The sequence below is a fragment of the Rhodococcus sp. P4_F5 genome, from assembly GCF_056401315.1.
Genome location: NZ_JBFUJP010000141.1, coordinates 1 through 2773 on the forward strand (window position 1 = coordinate 1; position 2773 = coordinate 2773).

Genomic DNA, 2773 nt, shown 5'->3' on the forward strand with positions numbered 1-2773 from the left:
GCTCTGCACGCCGGTGACCCACTGCCGTCGCCGTTCGACGACCCGGCCACAGCATCCGCACAGTTCGAGGCCGAGCGTCGACGAGAAGCGCCGGCCGGTGAGCACATCACGAAGGGCGTGTTTGTCATCCACTCGATCGGCGAGTTCGACCCGTTCGACATGGGTCCGATCAGCCGTCCGGCGTTTGCGCTCCCCACGATTTTCGCGGCCGCAAACCCGGACCCGAGGCGGGCTGCGTTCGAGGCGCTCTACGGCGCCTCGGTCACATACCAAGGAGATGTACGCGACCTGCATGGCCAGCTCCGGGCGGCATTCGGGATCGCGCCCGGTCAGCCGTAGCCGGTCAGTCGAAAACAATCATCCCGCGGTGATCTTGGAACGCTCGCCCTCGGAGGTAGAGGACTGCCCCCAGTTCGGTTGTCCCGGCAGCAGATGACGTACCAGGCTCAGCGAAGCCCAAGTCGTGGTGTGACAGTCTCCTTGGTGCCGCTGGCTAGGGCTTCAAAGCTATGGCGGGAGATGCGGTACGTCACGGGGATTGGTCCGATGGGACCTGCTCTACTTCCGTCAATGCGGTTGTGGCCGCGGCTACGACTCGAGTCTTCGACATTCCGCTTCGAGTTCGCTTCGTTCGAGGTGAATGCGCTGCCGTTCCAGAGCGCTGAACCTTCTGACCTGCATCCCGAGGATTGCGGCAGCACCTGTCTCTGTCTCCCCGAGCAATTCCATCACGGCCTGTCGGGCTGCATTGTCATCGGATGCCCCTGCCACCACCGTGATCAGCTCGTCGCGGCGGTCCAGACCGGCCGAAATTGCCGCGACGATTTCAAGTCGTTCATTCACCAATGCCAGGAGCTCTTCGCGGCCGGGAGGTGGATCTTCGCTGCGCTTTGCGCCGTCGCGGTGTTTCCGAGGAAGCTTTCGCCGGTCATAGACTCAGGATGACAGAGGGAAAGGCGGGACTGCCCCCGGTAGCGGCCGAGAGGCTGGTCGCCGAGATGGCTCAAGGAGCGGGAGGCGGTCGCGCACTTCGACCCCCTGCATAACCTGAGCCGGCCAGCCGATTCCCGATGGATACCGCAAAACTCGACCGCCGCGGTATTCTTCAGCGCAAGGTAGCCCCGCGCCCGATGGCGTCGCCCATCGGATCCTCGAGTGCGTGGGGTCTTCACGATGACTGCCGAAACGGCTGATCGCACTCTTGCTGTGTACGTCCCCGGATGGATCCTCGACGACGGCTCGCTCGCACCACCCGCTCGCGGTGACGTCGTCGAAGTCATACTGACCTTCGACCCCACCGACCCAACACACTCACCATGTGGGCAGACCGTGCGGGCAACCGCACGGCCGGTGTTCGGGCACACCCCCTACAGCCACCCTGAGGGCGGACTGAGGTGGCCGCTCGAGGTGATCGGTGACGGATGGTCTGCCGAGTGGTTGTCCGACCGGCCACTGACGGGGCGAGTCGAACTCACCGGGAGACTCTTCGTCGGCATCTCCTGGACATCGTCCGACAATCCCGTCCGGGTTCGCGGCAGGGTTCGACGGGTCCAGCTTGTCGAACAGCGCACCGAACACACCGGCGGCGGGTTGCGCGCAGTGGACGGCACCGAGCGACTGACCGAGATCGAGGCGACCCCGCACCGCTTCTGGTCGAACTGGGACACGCGCTCGACCGAGGATCACTTCGAGGAGGTGGGTGTGCTGCTCGACCTGGACCTCGACGACGTACCGGCCACCGAGGTGGAGTTCGTCGCCGGCGCGGTCTCCGTCGACGGATCCGACGTGTGGGTGATGGACCGGTCGAATCCTGTTCTGCTGCACCTCGATACGGCGGCGACCCCGCCACGGGTCGTCGAGTATCTGTTGCCGCTGACGATCGAGCCGCCGACCGGCCAGTGGACCCGCAAGGTCCACGCCGATCGTGACGGGTGCTGGATCACCTCCCGATACGAGGTGTTCCGGTGCGACCGTGCCGGCGACGGGACGGTGACCATCGAACGCGTCTGCGCCGAGGGCGGTCGCAGTGTCCTCGTCGACGGGCGACTGTTCCTTGTCGGCTCCACGTATCCGATGCTCAGCCTTGACCGCAGGTACGGTGCGGTGCGTGTCGATCCCGATGCCCACCCGGTGCGGATGCTCGACGACGAGCGGCGGCTGGTCCCGGTCGATGATCCGGCCACCGTTGCCCGGGTGACGGCTGAGCCGCGACGTGCCGACAAGGCGAGCGGTGCCGACGGCACGGAATGGGTCGCCGTCGTCGGACTCACCGCGCAGTCACCGGACGGCACGCGCCGGCGAGCCGATCTCGATGCGCGCACTCGTGGCACGGTGCACTGGATTCAGCCGGATCCGTATGCCGATCCGGCGAACGCGGACATCATGGCGAGGATCTCGGTGCCGGTGCCGGTGCCGGGTGTGCGGCAGTCGGACGAGGCGGCGGGTCCGGTCCAGTTGAGGGGGAATCGGCGTCGGAAGCCCGGCAGCGGGTCAAATTGGTGAACGCAGGGTGGGTGGAGGGGTGTTCACCAATGGCGGAGCGTGGTGGGCTGCATGCGGATTGGATAGGTCTACCGGTCGGTAATCACACTTAAGGAGGGCTCCGGATCACACAAATCTGGATGAGTTCCGGCTTGGTCGGCGCTCGAGCGTCGAGGGGCTACTGAAATCACTGCTCGGGTTCGCCGCCGACTGCTGCGTCGTACCAATTCCAGTGATTGGAGATGCATCTCCGCACTGTCAGTGAAAGTCCCAGCGGAGCACACCGTCCTCG

2 protein-coding genes and 1 pseudogene are annotated in these 2773 nt (G+C 65.5%); 2 read left to right on the forward strand and 1 reads right to left on the reverse strand.

All coding sequences use genetic code 11. From position 1 onward, the window contains the following. Positions 1-339 (forward strand): annotated as a pseudogene (locus AC1DU4_RS26220) (hypothetical protein); the annotation flags it as partial. Between the two features lie 249 nt (positions 340-588). On the opposite strand, the gene AC1DU4_RS26225 reads toward AC1DU4_RS26220, so the two are convergent. After that, on the reverse strand, positions 589-843 hold the full coding sequence (locus AC1DU4_RS26225) for a hypothetical protein (RefSeq protein ID WP_477844890.1): 255 nt from the start codon (positions 841-843) through the stop codon (positions 589-591). A gap of 486 nt (positions 844-1329) precedes the next feature. On the opposite strand from AC1DU4_RS26225, the gene AC1DU4_RS26230 reads away from it, so the two are divergent. Beyond that, positions 1330-2502: a hypothetical protein gene (locus AC1DU4_RS26230; protein WP_477844892.1), complete on the forward strand. Its 1173-nt coding sequence runs from the start codon at positions 1330-1332 to the stop codon at positions 2500-2502. Positions 2503-2773: the final 271 nt, after the last annotated feature.